20 protein-coding genes and 1 pseudogene are annotated in these 20,996 nt (G+C 69.3%); 10 read left to right on the top strand and 11 right to left on the bottom strand.

The genetic code is table 11. The features are described from left to right. Positions 1-74: 74 nt before the first annotated feature. Positions 75-302: a hypothetical protein gene (locus tag D7Y13_RS14635; RefSeq protein ID WP_120582831.1), complete on the top strand. Its 228-nt coding sequence runs from the start codon at positions 75-77 to the stop codon at positions 300-302. A gap of 28 nt (positions 303-330) precedes the next feature. Here D7Y13_RS14635 and D7Y13_RS47990 read toward each other — a convergent pair whose 3' ends face one another. From D7Y13_RS47990 to D7Y13_RS14615, 4 genes are all read right to left on the bottom strand, one after another. Continuing rightward, on the bottom strand, positions 331-1,164 hold the full coding sequence (locus tag D7Y13_RS47990) for a c-type cytochrome (RefSeq protein ID WP_233595374.1): 834 nt from the start codon (positions 1,162-1,164) through the stop codon (positions 331-333). A 21-nt stretch (positions 1,165-1,185) separates the two neighbouring features. Continuing rightward, positions 1,186-2,304, bottom strand: a complete 1,119-nt coding sequence (locus D7Y13_RS14625) for a metallophosphoesterase family protein (RefSeq protein WP_120532163.1) — start codon at positions 2,302-2,304, stop codon at positions 1,186-1,188. 12 nt (positions 2,305-2,316) lie between these two features. Beyond that, the gene (locus D7Y13_RS14620) at positions 2,317-3,627 is read right to left on the bottom strand and encodes a cytochrome-c peroxidase (protein ID WP_120582830.1); all 1,311 of its coding nucleotides are present in this window, start codon (positions 3,625-3,627) and stop codon (positions 2,317-2,319) included. A 180-nt stretch (positions 3,628-3,807) separates the two neighbouring features. Then, positions 3,808-4,737 (bottom strand): LysR family transcriptional regulator, encoded by a 930-nt coding sequence (locus tag D7Y13_RS14615; RefSeq protein WP_120582829.1) that lies wholly within the window; start codon positions 4,735-4,737, stop codon positions 3,808-3,810. An 80-nt stretch (positions 4,738-4,817) separates the two neighbouring features. Here D7Y13_RS14615 and D7Y13_RS14610 point away from each other — a divergent pair, with 80 nt between their 5' ends. Continuing rightward, positions 4,818-5,435 (top strand): hypothetical protein, encoded by a 618-nt coding sequence (locus tag D7Y13_RS14610; RefSeq protein WP_120582828.1) that lies wholly within the window; start codon positions 4,818-4,820, stop codon positions 5,433-5,435. Positions 5,436-5,444: 9 nt separating this feature from the next. Here D7Y13_RS14610 and D7Y13_RS14605 read toward each other — a convergent pair whose 3' ends face one another. The 4 genes from D7Y13_RS14605 to D7Y13_RS14590 all read right to left on the bottom strand — a co-directional run bounded on the left by D7Y13_RS14605 (position 5,445) and on the right by D7Y13_RS14590 (position 10,327). Beyond that, a complete protein-coding gene (locus D7Y13_RS14605) occupies positions 5,445-6,599 on the bottom strand; it encodes a trypsin-like serine protease (protein ID WP_158620310.1) in 1,155 nt (384 codons plus the stop codon). Positions 6,600-6,710: 111 nt separating this feature from the next. After that, complete coding sequence (locus D7Y13_RS14600) at positions 6,711-7,685, bottom strand: trypsin-like serine protease (RefSeq protein WP_120582826.1); 975 nt, start codon at positions 7,683-7,685, stop codon at positions 6,711-6,713. 39 nt (positions 7,686-7,724) lie between these two features. After that, positions 7,725-9,110, bottom strand: a complete 1,386-nt coding sequence (locus D7Y13_RS14595; RefSeq protein ID WP_120532169.1) for a bifunctional lysylphosphatidylglycerol flippase/synthetase MprF — start codon at positions 9,108-9,110, stop codon at positions 7,725-7,727. A gap of 290 nt (positions 9,111-9,400) precedes the next feature. Then, positions 9,401-10,327, bottom strand: a complete 927-nt coding sequence (locus tag D7Y13_RS14590) for a LysR family transcriptional regulator (protein ID WP_199732707.1) — start codon at positions 10,325-10,327, stop codon at positions 9,401-9,403. Between the two features lie 95 nt (positions 10,328-10,422). On the opposite strand from D7Y13_RS14590, the gene D7Y13_RS14585 reads away from it, so the two are divergent. Both D7Y13_RS14585 and D7Y13_RS14580 read left to right on the top strand, forming a co-directional pair. Further along, positions 10,423-10,893, top strand: coding sequence for a DoxX family membrane protein (locus tag D7Y13_RS14585; RefSeq protein WP_120532170.1), 471 nt, complete (start codon positions 10,423-10,425; stop codon positions 10,891-10,893). A gap of 27 nt (positions 10,894-10,920) precedes the next feature. Then, positions 10,921-11,877 (top strand): polysaccharide deacetylase family protein, encoded by a 957-nt coding sequence (locus tag D7Y13_RS14580; RefSeq protein WP_120582825.1) that lies wholly within the window; start codon positions 10,921-10,923, stop codon positions 11,875-11,877. Positions 11,878-11,896: 19 nt separating this feature from the next. Here D7Y13_RS14580 and D7Y13_RS14575 read toward each other — a convergent pair whose 3' ends face one another. The 3 genes from D7Y13_RS14575 to D7Y13_RS45720 all read right to left on the bottom strand — a co-directional run bounded on the left by D7Y13_RS14575 (position 11,897) and on the right by D7Y13_RS45720 (position 14,890). Next, positions 11,897-12,670, bottom strand: a complete 774-nt coding sequence (locus D7Y13_RS14575; protein WP_233595372.1) for a biosynthetic peptidoglycan transglycosylase — start codon at positions 12,668-12,670, stop codon at positions 11,897-11,899. A gap of 207 nt (positions 12,671-12,877) precedes the next feature. After that, the gene (locus D7Y13_RS14570; protein ID WP_147444233.1) at positions 12,878-13,624 is read right to left on the bottom strand and encodes a CHAP domain-containing protein; all 747 of its coding nucleotides are present in this window, start codon (positions 13,622-13,624) and stop codon (positions 12,878-12,880) included. A 111-nt stretch (positions 13,625-13,735) separates the two neighbouring features. After that, positions 13,736-14,890, bottom strand: coding sequence for a hypothetical protein (locus D7Y13_RS45720; protein WP_158620308.1), 1,155 nt, complete (start codon positions 14,888-14,890; stop codon positions 13,736-13,738). A gap of 144 nt (positions 14,891-15,034) precedes the next feature. On the opposite strand from D7Y13_RS45720, the gene D7Y13_RS14560 reads away from it, so the two are divergent. From D7Y13_RS14560 to D7Y13_RS14535, 6 genes and pseudogenes are all read left to right on the top strand, one after another. After that, complete coding sequence (locus D7Y13_RS14560) at positions 15,035-15,280, top strand: hypothetical protein (protein ID WP_120582824.1); 246 nt, start codon at positions 15,035-15,037, stop codon at positions 15,278-15,280. 12 nt (positions 15,281-15,292) lie between these two features. After that, positions 15,293-17,845 carry a M1 family metallopeptidase gene (locus tag D7Y13_RS14555; protein ID WP_120582823.1) on the top strand — a complete coding sequence of 851 codons (2,553 nt, stop codon included), beginning with the start codon at positions 15,293-15,295 and terminating at the stop codon, positions 17,843-17,845. A gap of 138 nt (positions 17,846-17,983) precedes the next feature. Continuing rightward, entirely contained in the window at positions 17,984-19,120 is a 1,137-nt protein-coding gene (locus tag D7Y13_RS14550; protein WP_120582822.1) for an AAA family ATPase, read from the top strand. After that, on the top strand, positions 19,120-19,770 hold the full coding sequence (locus tag D7Y13_RS14545) for a DUF3226 domain-containing protein (protein ID WP_120582821.1): 651 nt from the start codon (positions 19,120-19,122) through the stop codon (positions 19,768-19,770). Before D7Y13_RS14550 ends, D7Y13_RS14545 begins: the two co-directional genes overlap by 1 nt. A gap of 188 nt (positions 19,771-19,958) precedes the next feature. Further along, positions 19,959-20,495, top strand: coding sequence for a hypothetical protein (locus D7Y13_RS14540; protein WP_233595371.1), 537 nt, complete (start codon positions 19,959-19,961; stop codon positions 20,493-20,495). A gap of 13 nt (positions 20,496-20,508) precedes the next feature. Then, positions 20,509-20,996 (top strand): annotated as a pseudogene (locus D7Y13_RS14535) (hypothetical protein); the annotation flags it as partial.

The following is a 20,996-nucleotide window of genomic DNA, read 5'->3' as shown; positions in this document are numbered from 1 at the left end:
GGGGGCGCATTCAACCCATCACCCGGAGGGTGGGGGCAAGCCCCCGAGCCTTGAATCGCCTCCGGCGGGTGCCCATGCTCCGCGCCATGGACGCGATGGACTTCTGGATCCTCTCCGTGATTCTGGCGCTCGGGCTGGGGCGCTTCCTGCAGATGCGCGACATGCGCCGCGCGCCCTCCCAGGAGCAAGCGGTGACTCCCCGCAAGCTGACCCCCATGCGCATCACCGCGCGGGTCCTGCTGGGCTATGCCTACCTCATGGCCGCGCTGCTGATGATCCGCTTCCTCGTCGGCCGGGCATAGATGGCAACCCGGGCCGACGGGCCGGCCCTCAGTGCTTGCCGTACTCCAGCTTCGTGCCCTTGCGCTGCGCGTAGATGTACGCCTCCATCGCGCGCATCCTCGGGTCCCCGTCCGCCAGCGGCTTGCCGCGCGCCGGGTTCTCGATGCACCAGTTGATCATGTCGCGCAGCAGCGCCACGCGGCCCAGCTGCACCTGGTACTTGGGATAGGTCTCCGGGTGGGTGTTGGCCCCGTCCGGATGGCACATGTCACACGACACGCCCACCGTCCCGCCCACGGCCTCCGCGTCGTGGAACACGCGGTGTCCCTCCTTCACGAACGCCTGCGTGGAGTCCGCCCATATCTGCTCGTCGCGCTCGGAGTAGGCGCCGTAGGTGTGGCCCGTCTGAAGATGGGCCTTCTGCTGCTGGGGCACCGCCTTCGCGCCGGACTCCGCGCCCACGCCGCCCTGACGCACGTCGCTGCTGGCGGGCTTCGCGCCCGGATTGGGCTGCGGCGCGGGCGCGGGGGACTTCTTCGCGTTGGGGGGCGTGGCCTGGGCCAGCGCGGGCCCCGGGACCTCGTCCCAGAGCGCGTCCGGGTTCTTCTGGCGCCAGTCCGCCATCAGCTTCGAGGAGGCGCGCAGGGCCTGCTCGCGCGTGAGCTTCTGGCCCTCCTTCACGCCCTCCACTTCCAGCGACGTCTCACCGTCGCACAGGCCCAGCACCAGGTTGCCGTCCTTCGACGCGGGCACGACGTGCTTCGGCAGGGGCTCCGACACCGGAGGCGCCGGCTTCGTGACGGGAGACGTGGCCAGCGCCACGCCCCCGGCGAAGGACAGGGCCGCGCACGGGACCACGAGCAGCTTCATTCGCAAGGTCATGAGAGGGGGTCCTCGTCGAGGCTAGTAGGTGGGCAGCTTGGGCTTGGGAGGCGAAGCCTGCTTGCCATTGGAGGCCAGGTAGCTGGAGCGCACGGTGATGGGGTCGCGCTGCCAGAGGTTGTAGACCTTGTCCACGAGCCCTGACTCCAGCACGTCCATGCGGCCGGTCCCGCAGCCGTCGAACTGGCTGAACGGATCCGCGCGGTTCATGGGCACCGTGAGCGCGGGCAGGCCCTCCGGCGCGTACGGCCACGGCCACGCGGTGGACAGCATCCCGTGGAACTGGATGTTGCCAATGCGGTTGCTGAGCAGTTGGTGCGTGTGGCCGTGGATGACGGTGACCTTGTCGTACGGCTTGAGGATGGCCTGCACCTCGTCCGCGTCGTCGGTCCAGAAGTTCCAGGGCTTGTAATACTTGTAGAGCGGCGAGTGGCTGAAGACGATGAGGGGCGTCGTCTTCGCCACCTTGGCCAGGTCGTTCTGGAGCCACTGGCGCTGCTCCCCGCCGACCTCGAAGCGGGACTGGATGCCATTGTCCAGACCAGCGACGATCTTCATCCGCTCCATGGGGGTGAGCTTCCGCTCCGTCCAGAAATCCTTCTCATGGATGGAGTTGAGCACCACGAAGTGCACGCCCTTGTGGTCGAAGGAGTAGTTGGGCGCGCCGAACAGGTCGCGCCACAGCTCGCCCATGTCCAGGAACCAGTCGTGTTCGCCCACCATCATCTTGATGGGGGCCTTCACGCTCTTGAGGATCTGGGCGCCCAGCTTGAGCTCACCCGCCTGCCCCAGCTGCGCCAGGTCCCCGCCGAACAGCACGAAGTCCGGCTGCGGGTCCAACGCGTTGACGTCATCCACGGCCTTGAGGATGGCGCGCACGAAGCGGTCGTTGAGCTTGTTCTCATACAGGTGCGTGTCGGAGATGTACGCGAAGGAGAACTTCGGCTTCTCTCCCTGCGCCTCCGCCACGTTGACCAGCTGGAAGCTCTGGGGCGTGAGCTTGCCCATGCCCGCGACGATGCCGGCGGAGATGCCCGCGACGCGGAGGAAGGCGCGGCGGTCCAGCTTCTTCAGGCCCTCGAAGAAGGCCTCGCGCTCGGCGTAGTGCTTGGTTTCGATGCTCCGGAACTTGTTGCCCATGGCGCGCCTCCGCTATTGCTGCTTGGTGGTCGTCACCGGGGTGACGTCGCCGTAGATGCCCAGGTCCGCCGGGTTCTTCACGCTCAGGTCCGGGTTGGGCGCCAGGTCGCCCAGGTTGCCCTTCTTGCCCAGGGCCACCGCGGTGTCCCGCTCCGGCCGGGTGTTCTTCCGGGCGCGCTGCTTCGCGAGCTGCTCCTTGTTGAGCTTGTCGAACTTCGTGTCCGTGAGCGTGAAGAGGAACGCCACCACGTCGTCGATTTCCGGCTCCGTGAGGCCCAGCCGCTGCATCCCTCCGTCGAGGAAGGGATTGGCCACGCCGCCCTTGTTGTAGTGGTCCATCACGTCCCACAGCGTGGTGAGCGACCCGTCGTGCATGTACGGCCCGGTGATGCCCACGTTGCGCAGGGTGGGCGTCTTGAACGAGCCCACGTCGTTCTCCTGCTTCGTCACCAGGAAGCGGCCCAGCTCGGAGAACTCCGTCTGGAGCGCCAGCTCGTCGATCTGCTTCTCATCCCCGGTGCGCACCACCTGCACGCCCTTGCGCGCCAGGGTAACAAAGTCCTGCTTGTGCGCGGCGACGCCGATGTTGTGGAACTTCTGGTCGCTGAACAGCGGCGACACGGCGTTGCCCGCGTGACAGGAGTTGCAGCGCGCCTTGCCGTTGAAGAGCGCCCAGCCGTTCTTCTCCGACGCGGTGAGCGCCTTGGCGTCACCGGTGATGAACTTGTCGAAGCGCGCGCTGCCAGAGAACTGCATCCGTTCGAACGCGGCGATGGCCGCCGCCAGGTCGTCGTAGTTCACCTCGCGGCCGAAGACCTTCTGGAACTCCGCGGCGTACTCCGGAATGGCCCGCACCTTCTTCACGACGGACGCCTCGTCCGGCATGCCCATCTCACGCGGGTTGAGGATGGGCAGCTTCGCCTGGTCCTCCAGCGTGCCCGCGCGGCCGTCCCAGAACTGGGTGGCGTTGAAGAGCGCGTTGAGCACCGTGGGGCTGTTGCGCGTCACCTTCTGCTGGCGGATGCCCTCCGACAGCGCTTTGCCGTCGGTGAAGCCCAACTCCGGCTCATGGCACGTCATGCACGCCACGGTGTTGTCCGCCGACAGGCGCTTCTCCCGGAAGAGCTTCTCCCCCAGCGCCACCTTCTCCGGCGTGGGCTCCGAACCCGGCGGCACCGCCAGCCGCCACAGCGTCGCGGAGACGCCGGGTGGCAGCTTCAGAGGAGGCGTGGAGGAGGCCTGCGAAGGCGGGGACGCTGCGAGCCCCACACCGGTGTTCAGCACCACGGCGAGCACCGTGACGACGCCCGAAGGCAGCCGCATGACACCCCTCCCGCCAGCCTTCAGGAGCCCACGCGGGACATCCGCGCGACCTGCGACCGGATGCCTCTCATTTCACGCAAGAGGGGCAAATCGGGCAATGTCACTCCGACGCGGGGGCGCGTGAAGTGTCTTGGATTCGAACCTCCGTACCCACCGTGCGAGTCGGGTCCCGATTGGGCTTCATCTTTCCGTGGAGGCTGAACGCTGGCTCACATCCGCGACGGCCTTGCGCAGCCAGGCATGCGCCGGGTCGTGTTGCATGCGCTCGTGCCAGAGCTGGCTCACGGTGAAGCCCGCCAGTTCCAGGGGAGGGCTCAGCAGCTTCAGCCGGAACGCGGGCGCCAGCAGGAGCGCCATGCGCTCCGGGGCGAGCAGCAGCAGGTCCGTCCGGGCGACCATGAAGACGGCCAGGAAGAAGTGCGGCACCGCCACCATGACCTGACGGGACTTGCCCAGGCGGGCCAGGGCCTCGTCCGCCAGACTTCCCGTGCCCCCCATGGGCGCCACGCTGATGTGCCCGTGTTCCAGATAGCGCCCGAGCGTCAGCCGCCCCTTCGTGACGGGGTGGCCCTCCCGGGCGAGGCAGACGAAGCGCTCCTGGAAGAGCGCCTGGACGCGGAAGGCGGAGGGCATGTTCCCGAAGATTCCGAGCGCCAGGTCCAGGCTGCCCCGTTCGAGCGCGTCCTCCAGGCCCTCCCCGGGCCCGCGCACGCGCACGGACACACCCGAGGCGGCTAAGCGGGTGAGTTCCTGCATCAACGGTGGGAGCACCACCATGCCCGCGAGGTCCGCCGAGGACAGCCAGAAGGTCCGCCGCGCCGTGGCCGGGTCGAACTTGCGCGCACCGTGCAGCGCCCCGCGAAGCTGCTCCAGCGCCGCGCGCAACACGGGCGCCAGCGACTCCGCCAGCGGCGTGGGCACCATGCGCCCGCCACTGGGGACGACCAGCGGGTCGCCCAGCCGGTGGCGGAGCCGGGCCAGCGCGTGGCTCACCGCCGACTGACTCACCCCCAGCCGGGCCGCGGCGGCCCGATTGCTGCCCTCGGTGAGGACGGCGTCCAGGAAGACGAAGAGGTTGAGGTCGCGGACATCGATGTGAAGGTTGTTCATTCGGGAGGTGACGACGTTTCAGTCCATTCAATCACATCCCGGGGCTACTTTTCCTCGTGTCACCCGCACCCGGAGCCGCCATGAAGAACCTCTCCCTCGCCGCCATCGCCACGCTGTGCCTCGCCACCCAGGCGCTCGCCGCCGAACCGCCCAGCATCGTGGGGCACTGGAAGTCCACGCAGTGCGAGGCCCGCCCGGGCGCGGGTGACCAGAAGTATTACGTGAAGCGCGACTTCACCTATTCCAAGACGGACTCCAAGGCGGTCATCACCTTCTACGTGGACGGCACGTGTGACGAGGCGAAGAAGATGTCCCGCGTGGTCATCACCGGCCCCTATGCCGTGCGCTCCCCGGCCATCGACAAGGCGGGCGCGACCCAGGGCGCGTCTCCTGCCCACTTCCTCTTCTCCACGCTGAAGATCACGCCCATGGCGGAGGGCTTCGCGCAGTACCTCAACAGCGCGCCCCCCGGGACGTGTGGCACGCAGAAGTGGACGGTGGGCAAGGAGCAGGATGTCACGGGCACCAATGGGTGTTCGGTGATCTTCTCCTTCAACACCTGCCCCTGGGAGCAGGACGTCGTGAAGGTCACGGGGGATGAGCTGTTCTTCGGAGCCCGACCGGCCACCGGAGGCTGCAACGCCGACGCCACGCACATGCCGGCGGACCTCCAGGTGCCGCTCAAGCGCGCGAAGTAGCCTCGCGGCCTAATAGGTCGTCGCGCGCAGGGTCACGTTCGCGATGGACGTGGGGTTGTGCACGGAGACGTACCAGGTGCCGGCGGCGGGGCTGGGAATGGAGCAGTACTCCGCGGTGCCGCCGTCGGTCGACGTGCAGACGAAGGTGCTCGTCGGGGGCGCCGCGGTGTGGACGTAGAGGTTGGCGTCGCCGGTGCCGCCGCTCAGCCGGACATTGAGGGACGGGGTCCCCGCAGCGACGGTGAAGGAGCGATGGAGCCACTGGCCCGCGGTGGGGACCGACAGGACTTCGGACAGGCGCGGGGTGACGGGTCGGCTGCGGATGTTCGTCACCCACGGCTCGATGGCCGAGACGCGGGCGAAGACGCTCGGATGGTTGGCCTGTCCGCAGCCCGCGGTCCAGCTCGTGAGTCCCGCGAGGAGCTTCCCCGACGCGCCGTTGACGACCAGCGGGCCACCACTGTCCCCATGGCAGATGCTCTGTCCCGCGACGCCACCCGCGGCGATCATGGAGGCGGTCAGCGGAGGCGCGGCGTTCGTGTACGCGCTGATGGGCAGGTCCACGGTCCGCAGGTCGTCCTGGGGCGCGCCGAACGGGACCAGACCTCCCCAGCCCGTCGCGGTGGCGATGACGCCCACATTGGTGCGTCCGGCCGTCACATCCGCCGCCGTGGCCATGGTGATGCCCTTCACCGTGGTGGCGTTCAGGGTCAGCGGAGAGGCGAGCCGTACGAGCGCCACATCCATGTCGAGCGTGCTCGGAATGTAGCCCGGGTGCAGCAGGAAGTCGGCCACCTGCACGACCTGCCCCGTGGAGGTCATCAAGCTGCGGGTCGCGCTGCCCGCGCCAAGGCTCACGGTCGCGGGGTTCCTGCCGGCGACGCAGTGCTGCGCGGTGAGGACGTACCATTGGCCCAGGATGGCACCGCCACAGAAGTGCGCGCCGCTGGCGGTCCGCAAGGAGACCTGCCAGGGAGCGTTCGTGATGGCCGTGGTGGTGCCACCGACAATCTCTTGCGCCGCCTCCCCCACTTCCGCCCCGTCCACCGGCAGGTCCTGCGGACCGCAGCCTCCCATCAACGCGGCGCCCATCGCGCCCAGGGACAGGACCGCGTGGATGCGGTGCGAAGACTTCGTGCGGGACATCAAGGGCAAGGAGGCCACGGGGACACACTCCACGAGCAGAAGGTTCGAGGCAGGCATTGCAGGGGACATGCCTCGCAGGCTCCCAGTGCCAGCGTGGGATGCGAGCCCGCCCACGCGGCCCGTGACACGTCAGGGCGTGTTCCTGACGCGTCCGTGGAACCAATAGACCGTCACGCGCAGGTTCGCGCCCGCGTAGTCGGCGGTGCCCAGCACGCAGACGTACCAGGTGCCGGCGGCGAGGCTGGGAAGGGAGCAGTACTCCGCGTTGCCACCGGTGCCCGTCGAGGCGCAGGTGTACGGGGTGGAGGTGGGCGTCGCGGTGTGGACATAGAGGTCGCCGTTGCCCGTGCCATCGCCCAGCGCCACGTTGAGGGACGCGGCGCCCACCGGCATGGTGGCGGTGAAGTGGGTCCACGTGCCCGTCAGGCCGGCCACCCCCGTCTGGGGCAGGAGCGAGCTGGAGGTCCGACCCGCGACGTCGGTGAGCCATGTCTGGAATGAAGAGATGCGGGCATGCATGCGCGGGGTGTTGGGCCGTCCACAACCGTTCGAACCCCAGCTCACCACGCCCGCGAGGATCTTCCCGGATGCGCCGTTGACGACCACCGGCCCTCCGTTGTCACCGTGGCAGGTGTCCGGACCGCCCATGGAACCGGTCCCCGTGGCGAGCTGATCCGCGGTGATGGGCCCGAACACGGGGATGGCGGCGAAGTTGGAGACGATGGGCAGACCCACCTTGCGCAGGGTGTCCGGCAGCGGGTTGGGACCACTCAACGCCGTCAGGCCCCAGCCCGTCACGGTGGCGGTGACGCCCGGCGCGAGGAAGCCCGCCGTCTCGTCCGAGCGCGTGGCCAGGGGGCAGTTCTGCGCGGTGACGATGGAGCTGGCGTCGAGGATGGCGCCCCCGCAGAAGGCCGTACCGCCCGCGTCCTGCAACGACACCATCCAGGGGAAGTCCGTGATGAGGGCATTCGTGCCCCCGACAATCTCCTGATGCGTCCGTACCCAGGGAGGACAGCACGCACTTCGAAGGAGAAGAGGCCAGGGGACACACTGCTGAGAGGGATTGCGAGCATCTAGCACCCGCGCCTCCGGCCATGTCATCGCCCTACGGGCTGTCACCGCGCCGCGTCGCGCATGGCGCTACGGTTCGGGGACGCGCAGGTCGCGCGAGCGCAGCAGCATCGCGGACGCGGTGGCCGGGGCGAGCACCGACGCGACGATGATGCACCAGTCCCAAGGCCCCCGGGCCCGGACCGCGTTGAAGGTGACGGCCTGCACCAATGTCAGACAGGCATCCGCGGTCGTGAGCCGGCCGAGGAGCGTGGCCAGTCCATCCCGCCAGCGGCGCATCAGGAGCAGCAGGCCCGCGACCAGCCCCGCGTCGAACAACACCCAGCCGCCCTGCACCCAGGGCGAGGGGAACCACCGTGTGCTCACCGGCAGCGCGAGCAGCAACGTCCACGGCACCAGCAGCGCGGTCAGCGTGCGCACGAAGAAGCGCGGCCTTCGCAGCAGCGTGAGGAGCCCGAACTTCACCAGGCTGCCCCGCGCGAAGGCTCGAAGCGCGTCGTAGACGGCCCAGGGGGCGGGTTCGTCCGCCGGATGGGAGAGGAAGAGGGGCACCCACGCGTCGGGGCGGAACTTGGCCTTGAAGGCGCGCAGGCCCTCGAAGTCGAACAGGGGCCGACCGGCGGTGCGCGCGAATCGCAGCCACGGGCGCACCGGCCCCGAAAGCGGCGCCAGCCCCAGCGTCACATACCGGCGGCCGTTCGCCGCGGCGGCGCGCATCGCGGCATCCACCAGGGTCTCCGCGGTGCCGTTGGGCGCGGAGGGTTCGCGCAGCAGGTCCTGGAGGAACCAGCCGTCGCGCGCGAACACGGGCGTCACGGACAGGAAGCCCACCACGCGGCCCTCCACCTCCGCGACGAAGGCCCGGCGCTCGCGGGCGAAGGCGTCCGGGGCCAGCCCCACCAGGAAGCCCATGGTCGCCATCCGCCGGGACGCAAGCCAGTGCTCGGCCAACACCTCCACGGCTTCGCGCAGCGGATGGCCCGGCGTCTCCATCACCTCCGCGGGCACCTCGCGCACGCGGACGGCGTGGGCCCGGGCGCGGCGCAGTTGTTCGCGCAGGCTGCGGCTGCCGCGCACCACCGTCTCCCAGTTCGCCGGGTCCCATACCGGCTGCTCGCCGATGGGCAGCTCGTGGAACGGGACGAGCTGGGAGAAGCGCGCTTCGGTGGCGAAGAAGCCCACGCGCCGGCCCGCGCTCCGGGCCGCCTGATGGAAGCCCTCCACCAGGTCCCGCACCCGCTCCGGCGCGGCGATGGGGCCACCTCCCGCCACCCACGCGCCGCCCGTGTCCACGTACGCCACGCACCCGTCTCCCCCTGGCGCGAACCAGTAGCGGAAGCCCGGTTGCAGCACCTGGAAGGACGTCGCGTTCCAGCCGTGTTGGCGCAGGAGCGCCAGCACCCGTTCGCGTTCGTCCTCCGCGCCCTGGGCGGAGGGTGGAGGGGAAGCGGCCATGTCGTTTGCGTTCAAGCTACGTCCCGCCCGGCCCCACCGCCAGACAAAGCCTTCTCCGAGCCTGCTGGCGAGCCGGCTGACAGCCGCCCGGACGCGGTGTGCGAGGCGGCCTGTCCCTGCGTGATTCGCGCCCCCGGAAGGATCCAATCAGGCCGCGGAAACGCACTGTTGGAAGGACGTCCCCGACTTCCGGAGTCGTGCGCCGGGGGGGGGTGGGTTGCAGGAACGCTTCAGCGCCTCCACGGGACGGCCCTCCCGTGGGGGCGTTGAAGCGGTGGTTGTCGCGCGGCTCAGCGCAGTCGTTCGAAGGCCTGGAGGCAGAACTCCGCGAAGGCGCGCACCTTCGCGGGGATGAGCCGGCGGTGGGGATAGACCAGGAAGATGCCGCGCCCGACCACCGGGGCGTCCGGGAGCAGGGACACCAGCGAGCCCGCGCGCAGGTCGTCCTGCACCAGATACACGGGCAGGTTGGCGATGCCCCGTCCCTGGAGGGCGGCCTGCCGCAGGATGAGGTTGTTGTTGGCCTGGAAGGGCCCGGACACGCGCAGGCCACGACGACCGCCCGGGCCTTCGAGCTGCCATTCCATGGGGGCCTGGCCGCGCTTGAAGACCAGGCAGTCCTGCGCCATCAGGTCGTCCGGGGTGCGCGGCGTCCCGCGCCGCTGGAGGTACGCGGGGCTCGCGCAGAGGATCCGCTGTTCGGGAGCCAGGCGCCGCACCACCAGCGTGCTGTCCTTCAGCTCATCCGCGATGCGGATCGCCACGTCGAACCCTTCCTCCACCAGGTCCACCAGCCGGTCACTGGCATCCAGGTCCACCTGCACGTCGGGGTGGGCGGCCTGGAACGCGGCGGCCATCGCGGCCACCTGGACTTCGCCCAGCACGGCGGGCACGGCGATGCGCAGCAGCCCCCGGGGCCGCTCGTCCAGAGCCGTCACCGACAGCGCGGCATCCTCCAGCTCCGAGAGCACCCGGCGGCAGTGCTCGTAGAAGAGGCTGCCTGCCTCCGTGAGGCTCACGTGGTGCGTGGTCCGCCGCAGCAGGCGGGCCCCCAGGCGGGCCTCCAGGTGGGCCACCTGCTTGCTCACCGCGGACGGCGTGAGGCCCAGTCGGCGGGCGGCCGCGGAGAAGCCTCCGTCCTCCACGGCGCGCACGAAGGCGTGCAGGGGCATCACCTCGTCGAACAGCAGGGGCGTCGTTCTTTTCCGCTGGGGCACAGGCGTCGTTCCTCGGGGCCACGTTCCCAATCCGGGCGTCGGGGCGCAAGAGAAGGGCCTCGGGACGCCCACCGCGTCTTCCCGGAGGAGAACCCATGCGAACGCTTCCCACCGAAACGCCCCACCTGTTCGGCCTCACCGACGGCGAGGCCGGTTACGCCCTGCTGCGCGTCACCCTGGGCCTCAATATCCTGCTGCACGGAGTCCTCCGACTGGTGGGCGGCCCCGGGGCCTTCGCCGACAGCCTGGTCAAGGCCTTCGCGGGCTCCCTGATGCCCACCGCGCTGGTGCGCCCCTTCGCGCTCGTGCTGCCCTTCGCGGAGACGCTGGTGGGTGCGCTGCTCCTGGTCGGCCTGCTGACGCGCCCCGTGCTCGCCGCCGGAGGGCTCCTGATGATGGCGCTCGTGTTCGGGACGGCGCTGCGAGGCGAGTGGGAGACGCTGAGCGTGCAGATGCTCTACGTCGGCTTCTACGCCGCGCTGCTGGGCACCGCCCGCTTCAACCGGCTGTCCCTGGACCGGCTGCGCCTGCCCGCCCCGGTCGCCACGTCCCATCCGGTGTCCTGAATCCCATCCCCTTCCCTGGAGCCTTCCATGAGCACCCGACGCCAATTCCTCTCACAGAGCGCCATGGCCACTGGCGCGCTCGCCATGTCCCGCACCGCGAGCGCTGGCGCGCCGGAGGTTCCCACGCGCGGCAAGAAGGAGCAGACCGCCTCCACGAAGAAGGGCTTCTGGCCCGATGGGGCACGGCTGGCCATCTCCCTGTCGCTCCAGTTTGAATCCGGCGCACAGCCCGAGCGCGGCGCGAGCAGTCCGTTCCCGCCCATCGACCCGAAGTACCCCGACCTGCCCGCGGCCACCTGGTACGAGTACGGCGTGAAGGAGGGCATCCCGCGCCTGCTGGAGATGTTCGCGCGGCGGGGCATCCGGGTGACTTCGCACATGGTGGGGCAGGCGGTGGAGCGCACCCCCGCGCTGGCGAAGGAGATCGTGGAGCGGGGGCACGAGGCCGCCGCGCATGGCCAGACGTGGACGCCGCAGTTCTCCATGACACCCGAGGAGGAGCGCGCCTCCTACGAGGCCAACGTGCGCGCCATCCAGCGCGCCACGGGGCGGACGCCGGTGGGCTTCAATGCCTTCTGGATGCGGGGCACGCCCCGGACGCTGGAGATACTCCAGGACCTGGGCTTCCTGTATCACATTGACGACGTAAGCCGGGACGAGCCCTTCGTCGTGGACGTGCGGGGCAAGCCCTTCGCGGTGGTGCCCTACACGCTGGGCATGAACGACATCATCAACTTCGAGTCGCGCAACTACACCGCCGAGCAGTTCGCCAGCGAGCTCAAGAACGAGTTCGACGCGCTGTATGCCGAAGCGGGTGGGCGCCGCCGGATGATGTCCGTGAGCATGCACGACCGCATCTCCGGCAGGCCAGGGCGCGTGAAGATGCTGGAGGAGTTCATCCGCTACGCCCAGCGCCAGCCCGGAGTCTGGTTCGCGCGGAAGGATGAACTGGCGCGCTGGACGCTGGAGCAGGCCGGGACCTGAGGGCCACCAGCGCTGTCCGTTAGGGAGCGTCCTCTTCCGCGTCGTCCCCGCCACCGGTGTCCTCGGATGCGCGGCCGAGCAACCGGTCCACCTCCTTGTGCGCGGCCTCCTCCTGGTCCGCGCTGATGCGGCGGTAGACCTTGAGCGCATGCACCACGCGGTGCGAGTGCTTCAACAGCGCGCTCGAACCGCTCGACGGTGAGCGCTTGCGCGGAGACGGCAACATCGAGGCGAGCACCGCGCCCTGGGCCACGGTGAGCTGGGACGCGGACACGCCGAAGTGCTCCCGCGCCCCGGCTTCAATGCCATACACGCCGTTCCCCCACTCCACGACGTTGAGGTACAGCGTGAGGATGCGCTGTTTGGTGAGCGCCTCCTCCAGCCGGTGGGCCAGCATCAGCTCCTTCGCCTTGCGCAACAGGCTGCGGTCCGTGGACAGCCAGAGGTTCTTCGCCAACTGCTGCGTCAGCGTGGACGCGCCCCGGCCCAGCTTCCCCTCCTCCACCGCCTGCCCCACCGCGCGCGCCAGCTCCACCGTGTCCACGCCGTCGTGCAGGTAGAAGCTCGCGTCCTCGGAGAGGAGCACCGCGTCCACCGCAGGCTTGGAGATGGCGGACAGGGGCACCCACTGCTGACGCCGGCGAGGCTTGCGTCCGGCCTCGCGCGCCTCTTCCGCCCGCTGCTCCATCAGCGCCGTCGTCTTCGGGTTCTCCTTCGCCAGCGGCCGCGCATCCGGCAGCGTGACGTACGCGTGCGCGATGACGACCAGCGCCACGAGCAGCAGCCCTCCCAATGCCCAACGTCCCCACCGCCGCCGCCGTGACGGCGCGGGCGGGACTTCCGGCGGCGATGGCGGAGAGGACACAGGCCCAGCGCTGGATGCGGGCGTCGCGCCAGAGACAGCGGACCCCGTGGACGCGGCGGAGGACTCCGAGCCGGGCTCGGAGTTCGGGGCTTCGGAAGGACCTTCGGCTTCGACCTTGGACATCGCCAGCCGTGTCTAGCGCCGGGCGCCCGTCGCGTCACCCTTCACGAGCTGGGCGGAGGCCAGCCGCTGCGGCTCGGGCGAGCGCCAGCGCTCGTCCACGGCGGCGAAGCCCGCCACCAGCTCTCCGGCCAGATAGCCGCGCGTCTTCTTCCCCTTGCGGCGCAGCCAGTCATTGACCACGCGGCCCTTCTCATCCCGGCGCGCTTCCGGCTGCTGGAGGTTGAAGCGCGAGCGCTTCACCAACCCACCGGACTTGTGCACGAACGTCACCGTGCCGTCCGCGCCCACCCGCTCCACGATGCCGATGTGCGTGAGCCCATCGTTGATGAGCCCATCGCGGTTGCGGTCGAACGTCTCCTTGAAGAACACCAGCGCCCCCGGCGTCGGCGCGTCCGTGAGCATGCCCAGCGCCTGCGCCTTGCGGTGGATCGCGGTGACGCCGTTCTCCTGCGGCATCACGTCGTCCGGCAGCAGGTCCAACCGCCGCTGCTGGAAGGCCAGCCGCGCCATCCCCGAGCAGTCGTCGTTCATCGTCGGATTCACCGACGCCAGCGTCGTCAGCCCCACCCAGGACTTCGCCCGCCACAGCGCCCGGTCCGCCAGCACCACCGGCGTGGCCCGCTTCGTCGCCGTCGCCTTGTTCGCGGCCTCGGCCGCGCCCCCCCACACCAGCGCGCTCACCAACGCGCCCACCCACACGCCTCGTCCCATGCGCTCGCGATAGAGCAATGGGCGTGCCCGGCCCACACGGGGCCCCACGTGTCCACCTCCAGACGGGCGGCCCCCGCAGCGCCTTCATGCGGTGGGCAAGGAAGTTCCCACCCACGGCAACGGCGCACCCTTCCCCCGGCGACGCGCTCCGGCAGCCGTTCAGTGCGTCGCTGGCGGAAGCGGCTCGGAAGGTTCCGATGCGGCGTTGTTCCACCGGGCCGAACCGCGCACCTTGAGCGTCCCCGGGGAGGACAGGATGTACAGATGCTCGTCATGGACGACGGGGGTGGACGGCCGCGCTCCCCTCGGCGGCGGGTCGCCGTAGGCATCGTCTGGCGCCCCGAGCGCCTCCGCGTCGTCCGGAACCATCAGGTCCGAGGTGGCGTCGTCCGGGTCGATCTGGGTGACGCGGTCGAGCCGGCGCTGCATCCTGTCGTGGTCATCATCATCGAAGGCCATGTCCGGCCCGCAGCCACGGCTGGCGCATCCCGGGCGGATCCCCGTCGAAGTCGGGGCCGGCCTCGGGACCTCCACGATCCGGCTGGGCCTGTTCGTCTCATGAAACCTGGAGCGCACCGCCGCCGACTTCGCCCGGGCCTCCATCGTGAACAGCAGGGGCAGGACCACCCCCAGCACCGCCCACTGCGCCACGGCCCCCGGCATCCGCGAGCGCGGGCCCGGCAGCACCTGCGTGCGCCGGCTCGCGAGGATGAACGCGGCGCCAATGGCCGTGCACAACGCGAGCGACACCACCGCGATGGCCTGCGCCGTCCAGGAGATGGAGGGCAGTTGCCAGAGCTGGTGCGTCGCCATGGCCATCCGCCGGGTGCGCTCGCCCCAGGCCGCCGCCGGCCCGGCCAGTCCATAGCCCACCGTGCAGGCCGCCACCCACACCACCGCGCCATGGGCCTCGCGCCGCAGCACGGACCACTGCGCCAGGCCCATCACCACGCCCAGGCCCACGGGCGCCATCGCCTGCGGCACCCCCAGGCTCATGGCCAGGGCCCGTGAACCGGCCAGCCCCACCGCGAGGCCCAGCGCCGTCGCCGTCACCCACCCGGAGGCCTGGAGGCCCGCCATCCGCAGCACGCGCGACTGCAGCACACCCAACAGCACGCCGGTCAGCGCGAGCAGGCCCCACTCGGCCAGCCGCCGCACCACCCCGGACTCCGCCACGGACAACGGCTTGAAGGCCAGCGCCCCCAGCAGCCACTCCAGCCCACTGACGGTGACGCCGGAGATCGCGTTCGCGAAGGACAACCCCAGCACGGTGACCAGCGCCAACAGGACCACGTGGAACAGACGGGAGACCATCCGCGCAGTCTGCGCGAGCGCCCCCCGGCAAGGCCACCCGGCCCCCCTCCAGGGTGCTCGCCGGCCAACGAGCATGTCGCCCGGTGGAGGTGCACCGGGGCCGATGTACGGCCTTCCCCCGAGGGCGGGGATGGACTTCCCCCGGTGCGCTTCGCCTGCGACCCGCGGCTGTCCCCGGCCGAGCAGCGGCTCTACCGCCAGAGCGACGCCGTCACGGAGGTGCCGCTCCGGGCACCGGCCACGCTGCGGCCCCGGGTGGACGCGGTGGGATTCTTCCAGCGGGAGTCGAGCCTCTTCCGGCAGCTCCTGCCCCCGGCGCCCGGGCCGGATCGCCGTGAAGCGGCGGACACTGGGAAATGGAGCACGAGCACAAGGCGCGGCCGGCGCTAGATTCGCGCCCCTATGGCGCATCCCACCGACGACAAGAACTTCCGCCTGCCCACCACCCTCCGTCCGCGCCGCTACACGGCGACGGTGACCCTGGACCTGGAGGGCCGCGCGTTCACGGGCGAAGAGCGCGTGGAGCTGGAGCTGTCCCAGCCCACGACGGAGATCATCCTCCACGCCAACGCACTGGAGCTGGGCGAGGTCACCTTCCGCTCTGGCAATGACACGCGCAAGCCCGCGTCCGCGCGCGTGATGCCGGTGAGCGAGACGGTGGTGTTCACCTTCGATGCGCCCCTGCCCGTGGGCGCCGCCACGCTGGACGTGCTGTGGACGGGGCACTTCTCCGACGGGTTGCGCGGCCTGTACGCGGCGGGTGCGGTGGCCGCGACGCAGTTCGAGGCCGCGGACGCCCGGCGCCTGTTCCCCTGCTTCGACGAGCCCGCCTTCAAGGCCCACTGGGCGCTCACGGTGCGCGTGCCCCCGGGCCACACGGTGCTGGGCAACGGCAAGGTGGTGAAGGACGAGGCGGACGGTGCGCTGCGCAAGGTGACGTTCCAGGAGACAGAGCTGCTCAGCAGCTACCTCATCGCGCTGGTGGTGGGCCCGCTCGTCGGCACGCCCGAGGAGAAGGCCGAAGGCGTGGCGGTGCGCACCTGGGCGCTGAAGGAGAAGGCGCACCTGGCGAAGTTCGGTCAGGACGCGGCCCTTCAAGTATTGCCCCGGCTGCAGGAGTACTTCGGGCTGCCGTATGCCTTTGGCAAGGTGGACCAGGTGGGCATCCCGGACTTCGAGGCGGGCGCGATGGAGAACGCCGGCCTCATCACCTACCGGGAGGTGGCGCTGCTGTTGGATCCGGCCACCGCGCCCCTGTCGGTGCAGAAGCGGGTGGCGGAGGTGGTGACGCACGAGCTGGCGCACCAGTGGTTCGGCAACTGGGTGACGATGGTGTGGTGGGACGACCTCTGGCTCAACGAGGCGTTCGCGACGTGGATGGCGTTCAAGATTGTGGACCAGTGGCGGCCGGAATGGCGCATGTGGCTGGACTTCGACGCGCACCGGGCGAGCGCCCTGGCGCTGGACGCGCTCAAGTCCACGCACCCCATCCACGGTGAGGTGCGCAACGCGGGCGAGGCGGGTGAGAGCTTCGACGCGATTACGTATGAGAAGGGCGGCGCGGTGCTGCGGATGATTGAGGGGTTCCTGGGCGAGGGACCCTTCCGCGAAGGCATCCGGCTGTACATGCGCAAGCACGCGCGTGCGAATGCGGTGAAGGACGACCTGTGGAACGCGCTCGGCGAGGCGGCGAAGCAGCCAGTGTCGGAGCTGGCCACGGCGTGGATTGGCCAGAGCGGCTTCCCGCTGGTGTCGGTGAAGGTGGAGGGGCGCAAGGTGGAGCTGACGCAGCGGCGCTTCTATTCGGAGCCGGGGGTGAAGAGCCCGGAGACGTGGCCGGTGCCCATGGTGCTGCGCTTCGAGGACGGCGCCGGGGTGCGTGAGCAGCGCGTGCTGTTCCGCGACGCGCGCACGACGGTGACGCTGGACGGCACGGGCGAGGTGAAGTGGCTGTGCGCCAACGGCGGCTCCACGGGCTTCTACCGGGTGGCGTACGAGAAGCCGGCGCTGGACAGGCTGGCGGCGAACCTGGGGACGCTGGCGCCGTCGGAGCGCATCTCGCTCCTGGCGGACACCTGGGCGCTGGTGCGCGCGGGGCAGGCGCCGGTGGCGGATCTGCTGGACCTGGCGGGGCGCTTCGGCGACGAGGAGGACGAGGCGGTGCTGGACGAGCTCGTCGGGCGGCTCGGGTACATCGAGAACCGGCTGACGGAGGGCGAGGACCAGGAGCGCTTCCGCCGGTGGGTGGAGTCGCTGCTCGGCGGCGGGCTGAAGAAGCTGGGCTGGCAGTCCTTGAAGGGAGAAGAGGACCGGGTGCGGCTGCGCCGGGCGGCGCTGGTGCGCGCGGTGGGTGGGCTGGCGCGCAGCCCGGAGACGCTGGCGGAGGCCCGGCCGCTGGTGGCGAGGATGCTCCAGGGGGACAAGACGGCGCTGGACGCCAACCTGCTGGACACGGCGGTGGGCATGGTGGCGCGGGCGGGGGACGCGGCGCTGTTCGACGAGCTGCTCAAGCGGATGCCGACGGAGCCGGATCCGGCGACGCAGCGTCGCTACCTGATGGCGCTCACCTCCTTCGAGGATCCGAAGCTGACGGAGCGGGCGCAGGCGCTGTTGTTCTCGGAGACGGTGAAGACGCAGGACGTGGCGAGCTTCGCGACGGGCCTGTTGGGCAACCGCACCGGGCGCGACGCGTGGTGGCAGCAGCTGCAGGCGCGCTGGAAGGACCTGGTCGCGCGCACGGGCGCGGCGCCCATGCTGCTGCGCCGGGTGGTGGAAGGCCTGGGCCTCTTGCGCACGCGCGATCACCTGGAGCAGGTGAAGGCCCTGCTCCAGGCGAACCCGGTCCCGGAGGCGCAGCAGGCCACGGCGCAGACGCTGGAGCGGCTGACGCAGGACGTGGCGCTGCGCGAGCGCGTGGCCCCGGAAGTGTCCGCGTGGCTGAAGCGGCGGCCGTGAGGAACTGAGGGCTTCCCGGCCGCGCATCGCGGAAGTTGCGCGGCCGGGGGGTTCTGGGGATGTTGCGAAGCGAAGCGCCGCCCCGGGTCCCACCCGAGGTTTACCGTCGGCGATAGCCGGCACCAGGATACAGACGCCATGCCTCCCGCTCCCCTCTTGCCCTCCTTCCGCATCCAGGGGTTCAGAGCGTTCAGGGACCTCCAGATTCCCCGGCTGGGCCGCGTCAACCTGCTCGTCGGCAAGAACAACGTAGGGAAGACCACTGCTCTGGAAGCGCTCAAGGTTTACGCGGCGGGAGCTGCTGCCCCCTGGGAAATCCGAGACCTCTTGGAGCGTCGGCAGGAAATCCGCCGTGGCGCTCCGCGAGAGAAGACGTCCCCTCAAATCGACATCGACCGGATGTTCTTCCAGTCGGCGCATCACGGCCGGACATCCGCCATCCAGCTGGGCTCCGTCGAAGAGGAAGCGCCGTTGCGGATTCAATCGGGGCATCTGCTAAGCAATGCCAGCATCTCGCTCCTGCCATTCGATGGCGTGTTCTACGCCACGGATGAAGAACTCCCGGACATCTTCCAGAATAGAAGTGCAGTTCTGCGGGTCAGCCGAGGAACCGTTCCCATTCAATTCGCCTTGCTGCGCTCGCTCACTGACATCAATTCCTCTGATTTCGTGGACATGCTGACGGGCCGGATTCCTGAGGCAGGGAGCTCCCTGACGTGCGAGCTCTTGCCAGCGCGAGGTATCGACAGAGCAAGCATCGGGGCGCTCTGGGACAGCATCGTCCTCACCGCGAATGAGCAATCCACGCTCCAGGCGCTGCGCATCATCGCGCCGGACATCGAACGCATTTCTCTCGTTGAGGACCCCCGGCAACAGGGCGTCCGTTACGCGCTCATCTCTCGACAAGGGCACTCCAGTCCCGAACCCCTGCACAGCATGGGCGATGGGATGAACCGCGTCTTCGAGCTCGCGCTGGGGCTGGTGAGTGCCAAGGATGGACTCTTCCTCATCGACGAAGTCGAAAACGGCGTCCATTACGCAGCCCAGGAACAGCTCTGGCGCTTCATCTTCGAAGCCGCCAGTCAGCTGGGAGTGCAGGTCTTCGCCACCACGCACAGCTGGGACTGCATCACGGCCTTCCAGAAGGCAGCGTCTTCGCATCCAGAGGACGGCATGCTGATCAGCCTTACCCAGGTGGATGGCGACATCAAAGCCGCCGTCTTCAACGAGCGCGACCTGGAGATCATCACCCGGGAATCCATCGAGGTCCGCTGATGCCAGCCAAGCCCGAGCAGGTCCTGCTGGTAGAAGGGGCGGACGACCGCGAAGTCATCTACCGACTCTGTAACCACCACAAGCTGGACAACAAGCAGCTCTTCGATGTCGATGCCAAGGATGGTTACGAGCGACTCCGGGATGACTTGAAGGTCCGCCCACGCGTTCCTGGTGTGAAGGCAATTGGGGTCGTGGTCGACGCGGATGAGGACCCTGCCCATCGGTGGCAATCTCTGCGCGATGCACTGGTGCACTCCGGATACACCCAACTACCAGAGCATCCCGAAGCAGCCGGCATCGTGATTCCCGCGCAAGGACCCCTGCCGCGCATTGGAATCTGGATGATGCCCGACAACCAGCTCACCGGAATCCTGGAGGACTTCCTCCAGCGGATCATCCAGCAGGGGGATGCGCTCCTGCCCGCAGCCTTCGCGGCCCTGGACATCCTTCCCGAGCGCCGCTTCAAACCCTCCTATCGCTCCAAGGCCGCCATCCATACCTGGTTGGCCTGGCAGGATGAGCCCGGCACCCCGCTGGGGCAAGCCCTGTCCAAGCACTACCTCCAAGCGGACCACGAACTCGCCCAGCGCTTCGTGGACTGGATGAAGCGGCTGTTCATATCCAGCGTGCCCCCAGTTGCCAAACCATGAAGTCCTCGTCGCAGAGAGTTCTTCTGGGCTGTCTGGTATTGGGGCTGGGGTGCTCAGCATCCCGGCCCCCACCCGGCGTCGTCCAACCCGCGCCCGGTGAGCGCCTGGAGACCATTCCAGGTCCTCTGCCCGGACATGGGCCCTATGCCTCCTACTCCGATGCGTTGATGGCGGCCTGTCCGCTGATCTTGAAGCAGCCCCAGGCCACCGCGGGCCGTCCGAGCGACCAGGAGTTTCCACTCCGTTGGCGGCTGTCGAAGGAGTACTGCGCCTGGATCTATTACACACCTGATCAGCAGTTCGAATTGAGCATGCTGGCCACCAGCGCGGTGCAGGATGATTCACGCAAGAGGAGCTGCGCGCTTCCGCCAGTCGTGAAGGATTCGCGTCATCCACCAGAGAGCCTGGGCTACGTCTTCATCCTCCACAACCATCCCTTCGAGAACGAACTCTCCGACTTCGACATCCGTTTCGCCGTCGCCATGGCGGATGTCCATGGCCTGACCGTGAACACACGGATGGGCGCCGTTCCGCTTTCCATCATCGCGTTCTTCTCCACCGGCCACGACGCCACGCAGCCCACGTGTGATGGGTTCTTCCAGTACGTTCCCAGCACCGGACAGATCATCCGGTGGGTTCCTCGGGACAAGGGACGATGGAAGAGCCAGCAGATCGCCACGCTCCGCTGGCTCGATGACACGAACTACCGCATCCAACGCCAGTAGGACGGCCACCCTCATGCGCTCGCGCTCCCTCTTCCTCGTGTTGGGCCTGATGCTTTGCGGCTGCATGAAGGCCCATCGGCCAGCGCTGATGGAGCAGGAGCCTTCGCTCGCCTTCCCCTCCTTCTTCGATGGGGGCGCGGTGGAAGCCGTGGTAGATGCGGGCAGGCCGTACGAACTGGACGGCGCTGTCCTGCGCGCACTCTCCATCGCGACCACGGACTTCCTTCCGCATCCCACACCATCGACGCCCTGTTGGGACAGACCGGAGTCGCACCGCTACCGGATCCTCCGTGAGCAGAGCGTCATCTTCATTCGCATCGAAGAAGACCCCGCCGCCTGTGACCGGCAAGTCGCCGCCCTGCACTCCGGCGCGAAGTACGCCATCCATGAAGACGGCCGACTCCTGCGACGCCTCCTCGATGGAGAGCCGGAGCAACCCCTGAACCCCGCCCCCGCCGAGCAAGGCCTGGGTGAGGATGCGGCACCCGGCACGCCACTCCC

Source organism: Corallococcus praedator (genome assembly GCF_003612125.1).
Taxonomy (GTDB): domain Bacteria; phylum Myxococcota; class Myxococcia; order Myxococcales; family Myxococcaceae; genus Corallococcus; species Corallococcus praedator.
Note: the sequence above shows the minus strand (reverse complement) of the source record. Positions and strands in the feature narration are given on the sequence as shown.

What these genes read in the sequence shown, in the direction of transcription:
- D7Y13_RS14595 (WP_120532169.1), bottom strand. Translation starts at nt 9,110, where the DNA reads ATGGCCGCTTCCCCTCCACCCTCCGCCCAGGGCGCGGAGGACGAACGC.
- D7Y13_RS14550 (WP_120582822.1), top strand. Translation starts at nt 17,984, where the DNA reads ATGCCTCCCGCTCCCCTCTTGCCCTCCTTCCGCATCCAGGGGTTCAGA.
- D7Y13_RS14615 (WP_120582829.1), bottom strand. Translation starts at nt 4,737, where the DNA reads ATGAACAACCTTCACATCGATGTCCGCGACCTCAACCTCTTCGTCTTC.
- D7Y13_RS14625 (WP_120532163.1), bottom strand. Translation starts at nt 2,304, where the DNA reads ATGGGCAACAAGTTCCGGAGCATCGAAACCAAGCACTACGCCGAGCGC.
- D7Y13_RS14585 (WP_120532170.1), top strand. Translation starts at nt 10,423, where the DNA reads ATGCGAACGCTTCCCACCGAAACGCCCCACCTGTTCGGCCTCACCGAC.
- D7Y13_RS14610 (WP_120582828.1), top strand. Translation starts at nt 4,818, where the DNA reads ATGAAGAACCTCTCCCTCGCCGCCATCGCCACGCTGTGCCTCGCCACC.
- D7Y13_RS14580 (WP_120582825.1), top strand. Translation starts at nt 10,921, where the DNA reads ATGAGCACCCGACGCCAATTCCTCTCACAGAGCGCCATGGCCACTGGC.
- D7Y13_RS14555 (WP_120582823.1), top strand. Translation starts at nt 15,293, where the DNA reads ATGGCGCATCCCACCGACGACAAGAACTTCCGCCTGCCCACCACCCTC.
- D7Y13_RS14545 (WP_120582821.1), top strand. Translation starts at nt 19,120, where the DNA reads ATGCCAGCCAAGCCCGAGCAGGTCCTGCTGGTAGAAGGGGCGGACGAC.
- D7Y13_RS47990 (WP_233595374.1), bottom strand. Translation starts at nt 1,164, where the DNA reads ATGACCTTGCGAATGAAGCTGCTCGTGGTCCCGTGCGCGGCCCTGTCC.
- D7Y13_RS14620 (WP_120582830.1), bottom strand. Translation starts at nt 3,627, where the DNA reads ATGCGGCTGCCTTCGGGCGTCGTCACGGTGCTCGCCGTGGTGCTGAAC.
- D7Y13_RS45720 (WP_158620308.1), bottom strand. Translation starts at nt 14,890, where the DNA reads ATGGTCTCCCGTCTGTTCCACGTGGTCCTGTTGGCGCTGGTCACCGTG.
- D7Y13_RS14600 (WP_120582826.1), bottom strand. Translation starts at nt 7,685, where the DNA reads ATGACATGGCCGGAGGCGCGGGTGCTAGATGCTCGCAATCCCTCTCAG.
- D7Y13_RS14635 (WP_120582831.1), top strand. Translation starts at nt 75, where the DNA reads ATGCTCCGCGCCATGGACGCGATGGACTTCTGGATCCTCTCCGTGATT.